The organism is Bacillus sp. JH7, from assembly GCF_001563515.1.
GTDB classification, from domain to species: Bacteria; Bacillota; Bacilli; order Bacillales; family Bacillaceae_G; genus Bacillus_A; species Bacillus_A cereus.
In genome coordinates this window covers 105,089-121,821 of the sequence record NZ_LPUS01000032.1, presented here as the reverse complement: position 1 = coordinate 121,821, position 16,733 = coordinate 105,089, and the positions used below count along the sequence as shown (strand labels likewise).

Genomic DNA, 16,733 nt, shown 5'->3' with positions numbered 1-16,733 from the left:
TTCTGTTAAGATACTTCTTCTTTCTTATCTTTCCCGTATTCATGCTCCCAAAAATCAGCATTTTTAATTCCTAATGGCCCTGGATCGAATACTGGATCTTTTCCTTCTTTTTTCTGTTTTTCATAATCCTTTAATGCGACTAATGCAGGTTTTTGTAATAGTAAAATCGCAATGATATTTACCCATGCCATAATTCCTACCCCAATATCGCCTAAAGCCCAAGCCGTTGCTGCTGTTTTTATACAGCCGTAGAATACAGCTCCTAAAAATACAAACTTTAGTACCATAGACATCCAAGGGCGATCTTTATCACGATTTAAGTACGCGATATTCGTTTCTGCAATGTAGTAATACGCCATAATTGTTGTAAACGCGAAGAATAATAACGAGATTGCAACGAAACCGTTTCCAAATCCAGGGAAAACAGATTCTACTGCTGCCTGTGTATATCCCGGCCCTGGCTGTGCACCATTTAATTTATTTACGATAAAGTTTTTTCCGCTTGCATCAAATACGTTATACATGCCTGTAATAATCATCATAAATGCTGTTGCTGAACAAACAAATAATGTATCAATGTAAACGGAAAATGCTTGCACTAAACCTTGTTTAGCTGGATGTGATACTTCAGCAGCTGCTGCTGCATGTGGTCCGGTTCCTTGCCCTGCTTCATTGGAATAAATACCACGTTTTACTCCCCAAGAAATTGCCAAACCGATAATACCACCGAAAGCCGCCTCTAATGCAAAAGCACTTCTTATAATTAACATAAATGCTTCTGGCAATTTTTCAATATTCATAGCAACAATGACGCAGGCTACTAAAATATAGCCTATTGCCATAAAGGGTACGACAACTTGCGCTACGTTAACAATTCGCTTTACTCCACCAAAAATGATAAGAGCTAATACAACAACCAATATAGCCCCTGATACGGTAGTATTAATACCAAAAGCCGTTTCTAAACTTACAGCAATACTATTTGCTTGCACACCTGGTAATAAAAGCCCTGTTGCAAGAATTGTCGCTGCAACGAATACTAAAGCATACCATTTAACTCCTAGACCTTTTTCGATGTAATAAGCAGGTCCACCACGAAACTGCCCTTGATGTTTCGTCTTATATATTTGCGCGAGTGTTGATTCAACATAAGCTGATCCTGCCCCTAAAAAGGCTACTGCCCACATCCAAAATACAGCTCCTGGTCCACCGAATGCAACCGCTGTTGCTACCCCAGCGATATTCCCTGTCCCAACACGTCCTGATAACGAAAGTGCTAACGCTTGGAATGAAGAAACACCAGCCTCTGATTTTTCTCCTTGAAATGTCAGCTTCACCATTTCTCCTACGTGCCTTACTTGTAAAAACTTCGTTCGAATAGAAAAATATAAACCTACTCCTAAACATAAATAAACAAGTGCTGGACTCCAAACAATATTATTTAACCAATTTACGAAAGTTTCCAACATTCCCCCTCCTTCTTTATAAAGAATATTCAGAATATATATAAAATTATAAGTGCATACCGAATCTAGGACAATATTATTTTAATAAAGTAAACATATTTTTGTATAAAAAAACAAAGTATATATTTGTTTTATATACTTTGTTTTGAACTAAATGTATTATATATTCACAATTGCTTCTCTTTTAATAATTCTTTCGTATAGCTCTTCTGATAATTTCAAGAAGTTATCAGGCATATCTTTCCCTTTAAACTTCTTCTGAAGCGTTCCATATAAACCTATATCACGTAAACGTAAAAATAGTGGCAACGATTCATACCAACTATCCGCCAGCCTGTGCTCATACTCATATCCTTTTCGTAACACTTGTAACTGTTTACGAGCAAAATCTGTCTTCTCTTCTGCTGTCCACGTTGTAAATAGAACAGAGTAGTATAGAACCATCGCTAAATCATGTATAAAGTAATTATAAGCCGCATCATCAAAATCAAAGATTGTTAGCTCTTTACCATCATAATGAAAATTACCTTGATGGATATCACCGTGCATAAGACCGAACGTTTCTCTTTCAACTGGAAGGGCCTTAATTTCATCCATTAGTACCGCTGCAATCTTTTTCACTTGACCATCTTCTAATTCATTAACAATTCCACTTTCGTCTTCTTCCCACGTATCACGGTAATCTGTTTTAGGATATTCCATTGTAAGGCGATGCAGTTGCCCAATCGCTTTTCCCCATGCTTCAAAGAGAGGCTCGCCCCAATAAGGCGATTCCTCTCCTTTTACTTGCTCACCTTTTGCATATGTAAATAAAGAAGCGGAAAAGAACGTTCCATCCTCTGCTACGATTTCTTCTACGAGATTTCGAGACGTTGAATAAAGAGGTCCTGCTACCTTTGCCCCATTCTCCGCAACATATCGTAAAAAATCTAGTTCAGCCTCTACCTCTTGTTTAGAACGATGAGAAGAATGTGTTAAACGTAATACGTAATCTTCATCATTATCACCCTTCGCCTTAAAAATATAATTCTCAAAATCTCCAAGTGGCTTTTCTTCCACTGTTACATGAAACAAATTCGCTGCTCTTTTTAAAATCTCTTTCGTAAAAACACGTTCTACAGCTATTTCCATATATATCCCTCCTATATATCTTCTTAATTCGACACAAATGTTAGAAGTACTGCTATGAAATTGAATAATGCACAAAAGACAATGTAACGTAACCTTCAATCCTCTTTTTTTAAAATAATTCAAGCATAAATTTCTCACAAACGACAAAAATTAACAGAAACAATTGCACTTTAAGAGAGGTGGAAATTATGACAGAGCAAAAAGAACAACAAGAGAGTAAAAAACAAAAGCATATGTTTCCATCACTTCCGGAGAACATTAATTACATTGAAAATAAACTTTCTCATTCTGATGATATAAAAAAATTAGATCTCCCTTTTCAAAACGGAAAAGGAGCAATCTTATATATCGAATCTTTAGCAGATCCAAATCTAATTCATCAGTTAGTCCTTGAGCCATTATTAACGCGATCAGATTTATCTTTAGATAAAGCTTTTTCTACGTTAAATATGAAAAAAGAAACGAATTTAAATTATGGGATACAACTTTTATTACAAGGTAAATCCTTATATTTTCATGAACACGTCGACAGTTTTTGTATTTTCGAAACAACCTTATCTTTAAAGAGAGATATAGCAGAGCCTGATAATGAAGGAGTTGTGCGCGGTCCACATACTGGTTTTGTAGAGGATCTAGCAACTAATTTAACCTCTATTCGTAAACTCATTAAGAGTCCAAATTTAGTTGTTAAGTATTTTACACTCGGTGAAGAAATGCACACGAAAGTGGCAATTACTTATATGCAAAATATAGCGAATGACGATTTAGTTATAGAAGTGAAAAGAAGATTGGAAACCATTAAAACGGATGCACTTATGCCACCAGGATACATACAAGAATTTATAGAGGATACGTCTTTCTCCCCATTTCCGCAGCAATTAAATACAGAGCGTCCAGATAGAACTGTTGCTAATTTAATGGAAGGGCGTGTTGCTATTTTATCTGATGGAGATCCAACAGCACTCATCGTTCCTGTTACGTTATTTGCTTTCTATCAATCACCAGATGATTATAATAACCGTTGGATTGTCGGTTCTTTCGTCCGAATGATTCGCTTAGTAAGTTTTTTAATTGCCTTTCTCTTACCAGCTTTATATATTGCAACTGTTGCTTTTCATCCTGATGTGTTACCGCTCGAACTTGTGTATACGATTAAAGCTTCATTAGAGAAAGTACCGCTTCCTCCTATTTTTGAAGCTCTCTTAATGGAGTTAATTTTCGAGTTATTACGAGAAGCTGGTATTCGCTTGCCGAGCCGCGTTGGACAAACAATCGGTATTGTAGGTGGTTTAGTAATTGGGGATGCAATTGTAAAAGCTGGACTCGTTTCTTACACAATGATCATCGTTGTAGCTTTAACTGCAATCTCATCTTTTCTCGTTCCATCAAACGATATGAGTTCAGCAGTTCGGATTCTTCGTTTTCCATTAATGCTCCTTGCTGCCATATTCGGATATGTAGGAATATCATTCGGTCTCATTATAACTTTCGTTCACTTATGTCAGCTTCATTCATTTCATACACCATATCTTTCTCCTGTTGCCCCGATGCGGATTAAAGATATGAAAGATTCTTTCATAAGACTACCAATTTGGTCATTTTGGGAAAGACCACATGATCCAAAACCGAAAAAAATGCAGCGCCAACATGTAACGAGAGAGGATGAGGACGGTGACAAACACGCAAAGTAAAATTTCACTTGTTCAATTTACCTTTTTCGTTATTCAATGCCAAATTGGGGTCGGTATACTATCTCTACCTAACCGGCTTCATCCGATAGCAAAAGGTGGTGGTTGGATTTCTGCGCTCATTGCGGGGCTTGCCATTCAACTTATTATTTTACTTATGTGGCTTTTCTTAAAACGATTTCCTGATGCAGATATGTATAAAAGTGTTTGTATGCTATTTGGTAATAAGTTAGGAAAACTATTGGGCTTTTCTTATGTTTTTTATTTTACCCTTATCGGTATGACGGTTATGTTGAATGCTTGTAACGTCATTAAAGTATGGGTTTTACACGCAACTCCGTGGTCTGCAATTCTCATATTATGTACAGTAGCTTGTTGTTATGTAGCTTATAACACATTTAAAGTCATCGTACGATTTTATGTCATGGCCTCTATTCTCATTATTCCAATGGCCCTTTTAATTGCCCTAGGGCTTTCACGAGCTGATTTCTCTTATATTTTTCCTATTACAGAAGCCGGATGGTGGAATATAATTCAAGCATCCAAGGAAACAATTACAGCCATGTATGGTTTTGAAATTATTCTTATCGCTTTTCCAAAAGTAAATGGGAGTTCTATTGCAAAACTGAAGGCCATTTCTATCGCCAATGGATTTGTAACTCTTTTTTATACTTTTACCGTTTGGATTTGCTTTATCGTATTTAGTCCAAAGCAAATTGAGCTTATTCCAGAGCCAGTTGCTTACTTATTACGCTCCTTGCATATTGGAATTATAGATCGAACGGACCTAATCTTCATCCCAATTTGGATGATAACAGTTGTCGCTTCTATTGCTAGTTATTACTGCGCTGCTTCAATCGGAATTGGACATATATTCAACCTTGCTAATCATAAAAAGGCTGTTCCAATCGTTGGTATTATTGCTTTTAGTGTAGCCTTATTTATAGATACACCTGAAGAATTAAAAGTAATTTCAACTTTCACTGATAAGTTCACCTATATTTTCATCGTTGTTCTCCCTCTTTTATTTCTACTTTATTCAATAATAAGAAAGAAGAAAGGAGAACAGTATGTTCCCAAAAAGAGTTAAATTACTTTTAATATTATGTGCTAGTTCCCTCCTTTCTGGCTGTTGGGATCAAGAACCATTAAGGGAGGCAAGTTTAGCTTATAGCGTTGGAGCTGATATTACGGAAGAGAATAAACTCCAGCAAACAATCGAGCTCGTAAAAAGTTCAAGCGGAGAGCAATCTTCATTTGAGAATGAAATATATTCAGCAACCGGGCATAACATAATGGATACAGGCGATGCCCTAAAAAAAAATGTGACTGGGAATATTCGCTATTTTAAATATGGTGTTCAATTACTCGGAACCAAAATTCTAAAAAAGGGTATACTCCCCTATTTAGATGTCAGCTTTCGAGATCCAACAAACCCAACTGCTTTAGTAAAACTTATTGCAGTAGATGGTGAATCATCGGAGATACTCGAAAAAAAGAAAATAGGAAATTTACTAATTGGAGATTTTCTAAAGAAAAAAGTGAAAAGCTTAGAAGATATGAGTGTATTTCCAAAAGAAACTTTAGAAACAGCTGCTACAAAAATGTTAGATCCCGGTAAAGACTTTACCCTTCCTTCTATAAAAATAAAAGGAAAAGAAGTAGTTACAAACGGGTTAGCTTTATTTAACAATGATAAATTAACTGGGCATTTACCTTTGCAACAATCTGTTTTATTCGTATTATTAACCGGAAAAATGGGAACAAGTGCCCGTATAACCCAAAAACTGACTAGTGATGAATCTGAGAAGACATCTGATTATTTAACAATGGAAATTAGTAATCGAAAATTAAAACGCGACTTAAAAATAACAACAGATAAAAAAGGAAATGTTTATGCTCACATTAAGCTCCAATTAAAAGTTATAGCACTTGAATCTCCGAGAGATAATATGTATACAATGGACGATAGAGAAAAACTAAATAAAGAACTTTCTAAACAACTCACGAAAGAAGCGAAAAAAATAACACGAAAACTACAAAAAGCAAATTGTGATGCTTTCGGTATTGGAAGACATCTTATCGCTTATCATCCTAACTTATGGAAGAAAAAAAATTGGAATAAAGATTATGCAAAAGTAAAATTCAAACCTGAAGTAGAAGTAAGCATTTTGTATAGTGGTGTCTTAAAATAAAAAGGTTGTATGCCGCTCGGGCATACAACCTTTTTATTTCGTATATCGATACACAATTGATTCATATGGTCTTAAGTTAAGTTTTGCAATATCCTTGCTGGCATCTTTATAATTCGACAGTAGTACTTCTTGTTTCATTCCATCTAACTGAACGTGCGCTGGTACTGAATACGTTATTTCTTCTCCATAGAAGTTATTTATAACAAGTAGTACTTCACTTTCTGTAGTACGAGTATATGCCCAAATTTTAGGATCATTTTTATCCAAAATAGCATATTCTCCTTCTGTAATTACATCATACGTTTTTCTAAGCTCTATTAACTTTTTATAATGATAAAATACGGACTCTTTATCTTCTAATGCCTTCTCTACGTTTATTTCTTTAAAATTTTCAGCCGCTGAAATCCAAGGTGTACTTGTTGTAAAACCACTGTTCATCTCTTCATTCCACTGCATCGGAGTGCGAGAGTTGTCACGAGATTTTTGCTTTAAAATCCCTATAATCTCTTCTTTTGATAGCCCTTCTTTTAGCTTTATATCGTATATATTTAACGATTCTACATCACGATATTGCTCGATGGACTCAAATTTAGGATTCGTCATACCGATTTCTTCCCCTTGATAAATATAAGGCGTTCCTTGCAGCATGTGCATGGCTGTCGCTAACATTTTTGCAGATTTGTTTCGGTACTTTCCATCATCACCAAAGCGTGACACGATGCGAGGCTGGTCATGATTACACCAAAATAACGCATTCCATCCTCCGCCCTTTTGCATTTCAATTTGCCAGTTAGACATAATCTCTTTTAATTTAATAAAATCAAACTCTGCTTTCGTCCACTTATCACCATTCGGATAATCTACTTTTAAATGATGGAAACTAAACGTCATGCTTAATTCATTACGCTCAGGATTAGAATATTTAATACAATTATCAATTGTCGTAGATGACATTTCTCCAACTGTAATGACATCTTTTCCTGCAAAAACATTTCGGTTCATCTCTTGTAAATATTCATGAACACGCGGGCCATCTGTATAATACTTGCGTCCATCACTTGTCGCAGTACTACCTTCATCGTTTAAAAAGCATTGGTCTTTTGAAATTAAGTTAATGACATCTAATCGGAATCCCGTTACCCCTTTATCCAGCCAAAAGCGCATCATATCATATACTTCTTCACGCAGTTTTTCATTTTCCCAATTTAAATCAGCTTGTGTTTCATCAAATAGATGTAAATAATATTGCTCCGTCTTCTCATCATATTTCCAAGCAGATCCACCAAACTTAGACTGCCAATTATTTTTTTCATCACGCCAAATATAGTAATTACGATATGGACTATTTTTATCTTCCTTCGCTTCTTTAAACCACTTATGTTCAGTCGAACTATGATTTACAACAATATCAAGCATAATTTCAATGTTACGTACTTTCGCTTCTGCTAAAAGTTCTTCAAACTCTTCCATCGTTCCGTAAGATGGATCAATGTTGTAATAATCACTTACATCATATCCATTATCATTTTGTGGTGATTGGTATATCGGTGTTAACCAAATATAATCCACTCCGAGTTCTTTTAAATAATCTAGTTTCTCTGTAACCCCTTTTATATCACCGGTTTCTCTATTGTAATAACTATTAAAGCTCTTCGGATAAATTTGATATACTACACTTTTATGCCAATCCTTCATGTTTAACTTCCTCCTACTTCTGTTTCACTCTTTTTGCAAATAACCATGTTAAAGTAAATGGGATTACAACTGCAATAATCATTCCGACAATAAACATCGGAATCGATTTCGGAATGATAGAAATAAATGCTGGCAATCCCCCAATTCCGATAGCAGGTGCTAATACACCATTTAATGTAATGAATATCGCTGCCACAGCAGACCCTATAATCGCTGCATAAAACGGGAACTTATTTCGTAAATTCACACCAAACATCGCTGGTTCTGTAATACCGAAGTATGCTGAAATGGCTGATGTTGATGCCATACTTCTATCATTTTGATTTTTAGAAATCCAGAACATCGCAAGTGCCGCACTACCTTGCGCAATGTTAGAAAGAGCAATCATCGGCCAAATAAATGTACCGCCATGTTGTGCAATCAATTGTAAATCAATTGCAATAAACATATGATGCATACCTGTAATTACAAGTGGTGCATATAACGCTCCAAATAATACTGCTCCAACTACTGGTACTGTTTCATATACACCTACTAATCCTACTGTTAATAAATCTCCAATATGACGTGTAACCGGACCAATAATTCCTAATGCTAACACACCTGTCACAACGATTGTTGTAATTGGTACAACTAATAATTGAATTGCATTTGGTACATGTTTCTTTAAGAAAATTTCTACTTTACTTAACACAAATGCAGCTACTAAAACCGGCAAGATTTGACCTTGATACCCTACCTTTTCAATTTGGAACAGTCCTAAAATATCGAAGTACTCAATCTTTTGTCCGTCTAAACCAGTCGCTGCTTTTCCATAGTCCCAAGCGTTTAATAAGGCCGGGTGCACAAGCATTAATCCCATAACAATCCCTAGTATTGGACTACCACCAAAACGCTTCGTTGCTGACCACCCGACAAGTGCTGGTAAGAATACGAATGCTGTATTGGCCATCATATTAATTAAATCCCAAAGCCCGCCTAAGTTCGGATAAACATCTAATAAATTTTTCCCATCAAAAAATAAGTCCTTTGCGCCTAATAGATTGTTAATACCCATTAGTAAACCAGCCGTTACGATCGCTGGTAATATCGGCATAAATACATCTGAAAATATTTTTACAAACTTTTGAGCTGGATTTAACTTCTGATTTCCAGAGTCTTTTACGTCAGCTACAGTCGATTCTTTCATACCCGCAAGCGTTATCAATTCAGCGTAAACACGATCTACATCTCCTGGACCAATTACAACTTGAAATATACCAGCGTTATGAAACGCTCCTTTCACTAATGAAACAGACTGTAATTTATCATTATCTATTTTACTTTCATCTTTTAAAGCGATACGGAGCCTCGTCACACAATGTGCAGCTTGTTCAATATTGTCTTTCCCACCAATATACTGCAACACTTCCTCTGCTGTTTTACGATAGTCTTTCCCCATATTCCCGTCCCTCTTTTCTTTTTTTGATACCGTTTACAATTACATGTTAACTCGTATATATAAGTTAGTCAACACTCGTATATACGAGTTTGTGTTTTTTTTATAAAAAAAAGAGATGAAACAATATTTTGTTCCACCTCTTTACTTCCTGCGTGCCACATCCGAAAAGTGAAAAATATCTAAACGGTGGCGTGATTCTGTATATTCAAACTGACTTCCATCATACAAATGTGTAAAGTTTTTCACAACGACAACATAGTCTGTTCCATTTAAATCTAAATACTTTCTGTCATCCCCTGTACATGGCTGTACTTCAATTACCCTCTGCGAATAACTAATATGTAGCCCAAGCTCTTTCTCGATGTATTTATAAATCGATGCAGTTGCAATTTCTTTCGTTAATCCTGGAACAAACTCAGATACAAAATGATTTATATCTAAAATTACTTTTTCTCCATCAATATTTCGTACACGTTTAATATGGTCAATCTCTGTTTTTTCTTTTACATTTAATAATTTTGCAATTTCTTTTGTGGCTTTTTCTTTGTCCATTTCCACAACTTCTGTAATACAATGACGTCCTAAACGTTCATTTTCTTCTTGAAAACTTACAATACCGCCAAAATTAAATTCAATATTTTTTCGCTTTAAAACAAAAACACCTTTTCCATGAATTTTTTGCACATATCCACGCTCTTGCAGTAAATCTACAGCTTTTCTCACCGTGCCTCGGCTTGCCTCATACTGCTTCATTAATTCTGTTTCTGATGGGATTTTGCATCCCTCTTTTAATTGTTTATTATCAATAGATTTACTGATTTCTGTATAAATTTGTTCATACTTACTCATCATCTACAATAGCCCCTTGTCACCTTCTAATTCTATATGTATTATAACATGCTTCACTCTTCTGCCAATCTCTCACTTATTTTCCAGTACAAGAAAAATATAGGTAAATATTTAATCTTTAAAACGTATTTTTATAAAAATTTTTATATTTTTCTTTTCATTCAAAAAAACATGTAGTATACTAACTTCAAAATCAGAGGAGAAAGGGAGCAAAGAACTATGCTTACTTATACAACAACTGTAGTTACATTTGCACAAAAACATCATCATCATCATACGTAACCCTTGAAACCTAGCGGAAAAATTACGCGTAGGTACAAGGGTTATTCCCGTTGTACCTACGCTTTGGCAAAAGAGCCATGTAGGTATTTTTTTATCTACATGGCTCTTTTTTTATTGTCAAAAAGCTAGTAAAAAATGATGTTTAAGCAAAACTTACTACAAAGGAGTTAACAAAAATGGAAACGAAAAAATGGGGATTATGGGTTTTAACAGCATTTGTTATCGGGAATATGGTTGGCGGTGGCGTATTTATGCTTCCAGCAAATTTAGCACAAGTATCAGGTCCAATGGGTTCTACACTCGCATGGAGTATTACAGGCCTTGGCGTATTTATGATTGCACTTGTATTTGGAAATTTAGCGATTCGTAAACCAGAATTAAAAGCTGGACCACAAAGCTATGCTCAAGCGATGTTTCCTTCAAAAAAAGCTGGTAAAGTTGCAGGATATAGTATGGCATGGGGATATTGGGCTGCTAACTGGGCTGCAACAGCATCTGTTATTATTTCCTTTGCTGGATATTTATCAACATTCTTTCCAGTTTTACAAAGTAAGCAAATTCTTTTTTCAATAAACGGATTTTCACTAGAACTCGGAAAAGGGTTAACTTTCCTTGTATGTAGCCTTATGCTATGGGGAATTCAATATATTCTTTCTCAAAATATTGATCGAGCTGGAAATATGAATCTACTTGCTACTATTGCAAAAATTATCGGATTTACAATGTTTATTGTAATTACATTATTCATTTTCAATGCTTCTAATTTCGGAGACGGTCAAACCTTTATGAATGAAGCAGGACAATCTATCTCGTTAGGTGGCCAAATCAATTCAGCTGCTATTGCAACACTCTGGGCATTTATCGGTATTGAATCAGCGGTTATGCTTTCTAACCGTGCAAAATCACAGCGCGATGTAAAAAAAGCTACGATTTTCGGATTAATTATCGCTCTTCTTATTTACATGTCAATTACTTTACTTACAATGGGAGCTCTTCCGCAAGATGCTTTAAAGGAGTCTCAAAAACCGTTAGTAGATGCATTAAATTTAGCAATTGGAAATAAAGGTGCATATATAATGGCCTTACTCGCTCTTATATCTTTATTTGGATCTACAGTTGGCTGGATTGTTGTTAGTTCAGAAGTACCTTACCAGGCAGCAAAAAATGGACTTTTCCCTAAGTTTTTCGGGAAAACAAATAAAAAAGGTAGTCCTTCAAAATCACTATTGATTACAAATATAATGACGCAAATTTTCTTATTTTCAACGATTTCTGGTACTGTTTCAGAAGCGTATAGTTTCGCTATCGTCGTAGCAACATTAGCCTATTTAATTCCATACCTTGTTTCTACCTTGTACCAATTAAAATTAGTTATTACAGGAGAAACGTATGATATACTGCCCGGATCTCGAGTAAAAGATGGAATCATTACGACATTAGCGTTGGTATACTCTATTTGGGTTATCAAAACGGGAACTGCTGATTTAAAAACATTCTTCTTAGGAATTGGATTGTTCGTATTAGGTCTTATTCTTTATCCAGTACTAATGAAAGACTCACAAAAAACGGATTAAAAAAAGAGAAGCTGCTGGCTTCTCTTTTTTATTAAAAATCTGTAATTAACTTTTCTTTTAGCTCTCCTACAGATAAAGGTTTCGCATAATAAAATCCCTGTACATAATCACAGCTCATTGATTGTAACAAACTCTCTTGCTCTACTGTTTCTACTCCTTCAGCAACTACTGCTAAATTTAAACTATGAGCAATTTCAATAACGGATTTTACAATCGTTCGTTCTGGTTGTGCGTGATCATAATGAAATTCACGAATAAAATTACGATCAATTTTTACAATATCCAGTGGTAGTTGTTTTAAATAATATAAGGAAGAATAGCCAGTTCCGAAATCATCCAAAGCAATTAAAACACCCATATTTCTTAATTCTTGTAATGTAGCAATAATATAATCAAAATGGCGGACTGCTATGCTTTCCGTTATTTCTAATATTAAACGGTTCGGAGGAAAACCAGTTCTCTTTAAAATGCTACGTACAGAGAAAATAAAACGTTTCTGCATTAATTGTTGTATAGATAAATTCACTGATAACTTTAGTCCTTCTTGATAATTGGGCAATGTTTTAAACAATCGGCACGATTTTTCTAATACCCAGTCTCCTAGCTTTATAATAAGTCCAGACTCTTCAGCTACCGGGATAAATTCGTTTGGTGAAATAGGTCCGTCTTCTGTCATACAGCGTACTAGAGCTTCTATACCAGAATATCTCTTCGTTTTCAAATCAATAATAGGCTGCAATACTACATCTAACTCTTCATCACGAATTGCCTTTTGCAAAGCAAACTCAACTTTCATTCTACGATTTATTTTCGCGCGTAGCTCATCTGTAAAGAAACATGCAGCATTTCTCCCCTGTTCTTTTGCACTATACATAGCTAAGTCGGAGTTTTTCAATAATGTTTCCACGTCTTGTCCGTCTTGTGGATAAGAACAAAGTCCTAGACTAGCTGAAATATATACTTCATGGCCTTCAAGAATAAATGGTGCCTGGAAACATGACAACACAGATGTCGCTAACTGCCTCATATCATCTTGTCTATGATTTTTTGTTAACAGCACAAATTCGTCGCCACCTAGCCTAGCCAGAACATCTTTCTCTCCTAGTACATAATGCAACCTTGAAGCGACTTCGCTTAAAAGTAAGTCCCCTATCATATGACCTAACGTATCATTTACTAATTTAAAACGGTCCAAATCAAAGTAAATCATACCAAATTCTTTTTTATCTGCAATCAATTTATTAACGGTCGTTATTAATTGCAAACGGTTCGGCAAACTCGTTAAAGCATCATGATAGGCAAGTTCCCTATAACGACTTTCACTTAGCCGCAACCTCTGTTCCGCTTCTTTTCTACTACTAATATCATTTCGTATTGCGATAAACTGGTATGGCTCTCCTTTTTCATTTAAAAATGGAACAATTGTTGTTTTGACCCAATAATATGTACCATCTTTCGCTCGATTCCGAATCTCACCTGTCCATACTTTCCCATTCAAAATACGTTTCCATAAGTTTTGAAAAAAGGTTTTCGGATGATGACCTGAATTTAAAATACGGTGATCTTTTCCAATTAATTCTTCCCTTTTGTATTTAGAGATTTCACAAAATTTATCATTTACATATGTAATAAGACCTTCTCGGTCTGTAATTGCAACAATTGAAGACTCATCTAATGCTAACTTTAAATCTCGCAACGAAGAGTCATATAATGCATGACCTCTCTGTTCTAGCATGCGCATCTCTCCTTGCTTCTATCTGACTAAAACACAACCTGTTTCTCTTCATAGAAATAGAGATATTTCATTTTCTAATACTAGCCCTTTACATAAATTATCTTTTTAAATAAACCGATTAAAATAACATAATATTATTTGTAATAAAAAGCAATATTATACCGTTTCAATTATAACTGGTAGCTTCCCATATCTCTAATTACTTCGCGCCTTATTATACCGCAATCCTTTTAAGTAGCTCTATGCAAGCCTTGTTTCCAACTAATACCACTCATATCTGATCTCTTTGTTTTTAATAACGAAATAGAAATTAGATCATACTACATAACTATTCACAAATAATAATATGAAAATCTACATTAATGTGTATGTTTTTGAATTACAATAACAAAATATTAACATATTTCCACCTTAACTTTGGAATTATTTTATAAATAAATACTGTATTAAACTAAAAAAGAGGATAGCCTCTTTTTTAGTTTAATACGAATATGGTATTTGCTGATAACCTGGGTATGGCATTGGATACGTTACAGGGTATGGTGATGGATAAGCTACTGGATATGGAGCCGGATAATATCCTCCACTTGTTGCACCTGTTAATGCACCAGCTGTCAGTCCGCCTAACACTCCTCCTGCAAAGCTTCCAGGGAAAAATCCGCCTCCCCATGAACTACCACCACCCCAGCCCCATCCGCCTCCGTGATGATGATGGTGATCATAGTGATTGTGTCCTCCATGGTGATGATGTCCACCGTTATGATTGTGCCCACCATGATTGTGTCCTCCATGATGATGATTCCGATAGTACAATCCATTGTTTTCTATATAATTCATGTTTCTCCGCTCCTTTTCGATTTTTTCATTTTCATATGCGTTAAGAGTGAGATAAAAAATGGGATAGTACACTGTATGTAGGACAAATGCGGAAAGTATAGGTGATATGTCTATATTTTGTAAAAAAAGCAAAACACCTTATAATAAAGATGTCATATTACATCTTCTATTTAAGAAGTCTATATTGAAAAAAGATTAGGGGAATTATATAGAAATGAAAAAGCCTATCGTTCAATTACTATTAATATTTACAATCGTATCTATCGTTCTGTTCCTATTAAATACATCGTATATTTCGTTATATACATTTGTCGGTGCTCTATGGTCCATCACAATCGTCGGAATTTCATTCGTTATTTTTATAGAAAATAGATCTCCACAAAGTACGTTAGCATGGTTTTTAGTATTAGCACTTCTTCCTATTATAGGTGTGCTTTTATACGCTATTTTCGGACGCAGCCGCTGGAGAAGAAAAAAACATCTCCATCGTTCAGAAGAACAAAGAAAATTATTCCGTGAAATATTAGAAGGAAGAAGACTAGAGTTATTACTCACAGTCCCACTAAATGAACGTTCCATACATTTAACAGAAGTCATACAAAAATTTGGAGGTGGTCCTGCCGCAGATAAAACAACTACAAAACTTTTAACAAACGGAGATCAAACATTTTCAGAAATTTTGCGAGCTATAGAGCAGGCAAAGCATCATATACATATTCAATACTACATTTATAAATCTGATGAAATTGGTACAAAAGTTCGAGATGCTTTAATACAAAAAGCAAAAGATGGTGTTATTGTACGCTTCCTTTATGATGGCCTTGGAAGTAATACGTTACGACGACGATTTTTGCAACCTATGAAAGAAGCTGGGATTGAAATTGTAGAATTTGACCCTATTTTTTCAGCTTGGTTACTTGAAACTGTCAATTATCGTAACCATCGAAAAATTGTTATTGTAGATGGAAAAATTGGTTTTACCGGAGGACTCAATGTCGGTGATGAATATCTTGGCCGTTCCAAGAAATTTCCTGTTTGGCGTGATAGTCATTTAAAAATAGAAGGAAAAGCATTATATAAATTACAAGCAATCTTTCTAGAAGACTGGCTCTATGCCTCTAGTGGTTTAAATACTTATTCCTGGGATCAATTTATGAATAGACAATACTTCCCAGGTAAAGAGATTTCAAATGCAGAAGGTGCTGTTCAAATCGTAGCAAGCGGACCAAGCTCCGATGATAAAAGTATTCGTAATACATTATTAGCTGTTATGGGCTCTGCAAAAAAATCCATTTGGATCGCTACACCCTACTTTATTCCAGATCAAGAAACTTTAACATTATTACGCTTAAGTGCAATTGCCGGAATAGATGTACGGATTTTATATCCAGGTAAAAGTGATAGCATCATTAGTGATCAAGCATCTCAATCCTATTTCACTCCGCTTTTAAAAGCTGGTGCTTCTATTTACAGTTATAAAGATGGTTTTATGCATGCAAAAATTGTACTCGTTGATGATACAATTGCAACTATTGGAACAGCGAACATGGATGTACGTAGCTTTGAATTGAATTACGAAATTATTAGCGTGCTTTATGAATCAAAAACAGTTCACGACATTAAACGTGATTTTGAAGAAGATTTTAAACATTCAACTGAAATTAAATGGAACTCTTTCCAAAAAAGAAGTATAAAAAAACGCATATTGGAGTCTTTCATGAGGCTCATTTCTCCTTTACTGTAGGCAATCAACTTCATCTTGATTGCTTTTTCTTTTCCCTTTATCCTCCTTCCTTTTCTTTGCATACCATATTAAAACAAGTTATCATAAGATGTATTA

At 35.1% G+C, this 16,733-nt stretch carries 12 protein-coding genes; 5 read left to right on the top strand and 7 right to left on the bottom strand.

What is annotated here, in order from left to right; genetic code table 11:
- Positions 1-5: 5 nt before the first annotated feature.
- Complete coding sequence (locus tag AU379_RS26575) at positions 6-1,466, bottom strand: alanine/glycine:cation symporter family protein (RefSeq protein WP_033689169.1); 1,461 nt, start codon at positions 1,464-1,466, stop codon at positions 6-8.
- Between the two features lie 159 nt (positions 1,467-1,625).
- Positions 1,626-2,597, bottom strand: a complete 972-nt coding sequence (locus tag AU379_RS26570; protein ID WP_000401648.1) for a phosphotransferase — start codon at positions 2,595-2,597, stop codon at positions 1,626-1,628.
- Between the two features lie 188 nt (positions 2,598-2,785).
- Here AU379_RS26570 and gerKA point away from each other — a divergent pair, with 188 nt between their 5' ends.
- From gerKA to AU379_RS26555, 3 genes are read left to right on the top strand one after another with little or no spacing between them, the layout of a single operon-like run.
- On the top strand, positions 2,786-4,288 hold the full coding sequence (gene gerKA / locus AU379_RS26565) for a spore germination protein GerKA (protein WP_000139243.1): 1,503 nt from the start codon (positions 2,786-2,788) through the stop codon (positions 4,286-4,288).
- Positions 4,269-5,375 (top strand): GerAB/ArcD/ProY family transporter, encoded by a 1,107-nt coding sequence (locus tag AU379_RS26560; protein ID WP_000185796.1) that lies wholly within the window; start codon positions 4,269-4,271, stop codon positions 5,373-5,375. The genes gerKA and AU379_RS26560 overlap by 20 nt, the downstream gene beginning before the upstream one ends.
- A complete protein-coding gene (locus AU379_RS26555; RefSeq protein ID WP_000484124.1) occupies positions 5,356-6,480 on the top strand; it encodes a Ger(x)C family spore germination protein in 1,125 nt (374 codons plus the stop codon). Before AU379_RS26560 ends, AU379_RS26555 begins: the two co-directional genes overlap by 20 nt.
- A gap of 33 nt (positions 6,481-6,513) precedes the next feature.
- On the opposite strand, the gene treC is transcribed toward AU379_RS26555, so the two are convergent.
- The 3 genes from treC to treR all read right to left on the bottom strand — a co-directional run bounded on the left by treC (position 6,514) and on the right by treR (position 10,468).
- Positions 6,514-8,175: an alpha,alpha-phosphotrehalase gene (gene treC, locus AU379_RS26550; RefSeq protein ID WP_044584130.1), complete on the bottom strand. Its 1,662-nt coding sequence runs from the start codon at positions 8,173-8,175 to the stop codon at positions 6,514-6,516.
- Between the two features lie 13 nt (positions 8,176-8,188).
- Positions 8,189-9,616, bottom strand: coding sequence for a PTS system trehalose-specific EIIBC component (treP, locus tag AU379_RS26545; protein ID WP_044584129.1), 1,428 nt, complete (start codon positions 9,614-9,616; stop codon positions 8,189-8,191).
- Between the two features lie 141 nt (positions 9,617-9,757).
- Positions 9,758-10,468: a trehalose operon repressor gene (gene treR, locus AU379_RS26540; protein WP_061140056.1), complete on the bottom strand. Its 711-nt coding sequence runs from the start codon at positions 10,466-10,468 to the stop codon at positions 9,758-9,760.
- Between the two features lie 455 nt (positions 10,469-10,923).
- On the opposite strand from treR, the gene AU379_RS26535 reads away from it, so the two are divergent.
- Positions 10,924-12,321, top strand: a complete 1,398-nt coding sequence (locus AU379_RS26535) for an amino acid permease (RefSeq protein ID WP_000448444.1) — start codon at positions 10,924-10,926, stop codon at positions 12,319-12,321.
- A 31-nt stretch (positions 12,322-12,352) separates the two neighbouring features.
- Here AU379_RS26535 and AU379_RS26530 read toward each other — a convergent pair whose 3' ends face one another.
- Positions 12,353-14,056, bottom strand: a complete 1,704-nt coding sequence (locus AU379_RS26530) for an EAL domain-containing protein (protein WP_000893342.1) — start codon at positions 14,054-14,056, stop codon at positions 12,353-12,355.
- Between the two features lie 480 nt (positions 14,057-14,536).
- The gene (locus tag AU379_RS26525; protein ID WP_001106406.1) at positions 14,537-14,893 is read right to left on the bottom strand and encodes a hypothetical protein; all 357 of its coding nucleotides are present in this window, start codon (positions 14,891-14,893) and stop codon (positions 14,537-14,539) included.
- A gap of 214 nt (positions 14,894-15,107) precedes the next feature.
- Here AU379_RS26525 and AU379_RS26520 point away from each other — a divergent pair, with 214 nt between their 5' ends.
- On the top strand, positions 15,108-16,637 hold the full coding sequence (locus tag AU379_RS26520) for a cardiolipin synthase (RefSeq protein ID WP_000743031.1): 1,530 nt from the start codon (positions 15,108-15,110) through the stop codon (positions 16,635-16,637).
- Positions 16,638-16,733 lie beyond the last annotated feature (96 nt).